We start from the raw sequence: 689 nt of genomic DNA on the forward strand, positions 1-689 counted from the left end.
GCCGACAACCCCCGCTGACCGGGGCCCACTGACCGACCCTGTCCCACAGCGTCTGCGCGCGGGTCCCGCCCTACAGCGCCTGCGCGAAGGTGAAGAGGCGGTTCGGGTCGTAGCGCTTCTTCGCGGCGGTGAGCCGGTTCGCGGCGGCGCCGTAGTAGGCCGTGCGCCAGTCCTTGAGGCCCGCGTCGGCGTAGTTCTGGTAGGCCGCGCCGGAGGCGTGTCGGCGCATGGCCGCGTGGGCGCTGTCCAGCCAGGCCGTCTGCGTGGCGCCCGAACGGCCCGCCGGCCACGAGGCGGTGTACTGCGCCAGCATCCGCGACCTGCGATGCACGAAGGCGGTGGCCAGCGGGGCGACGCGGTTGACCGCGCCGCCCAGCGCGGTGAGCGCGACGCTGACCGCGCCGCCGCCGGTGCCCCGGCCGTACCGCTCCACCTGGTCGAGCAGGGCGCGGATGCCCTGCTGGTTCAGGGAGCGGTCGAAGAAGTCGGAGCGGGCGCCGTAGGTCTCGCGGCGCAGCGCGCCCGTCGCCTCGCGGCCCGGCGTGGTGCCGGACAGGTGGCACTGGGTGGTGGAGTGGGTGGAGCAGCCGGCGTACACGCGCATGGCGTCCAGGTAGCTACGGCGGCGCAGGCTCACGCTCTTCGCGCTGGCGCCGGCCGCGTCGGCGAGGCGGTCGAGGGCGTTCTGC

The 689-nt window shown here is 75.3% G+C and carries 1 protein-coding gene; it reads right to left on the reverse strand.

Features of this window, described 5'->3' with window-relative positions; all coding sequences use genetic code 11:
* Positions 1-70: 70 nt before the first annotated feature.
* Positions 71-689 (reverse strand): BBE domain-containing protein (locus KUM32_RS42890; protein ID WP_217146962.1); only part of this gene is annotated, 619 nt, incomplete at its 5' end.

This window comes from Streptomyces sp. AC627_RSS907 (genome assembly GCF_019049165.1).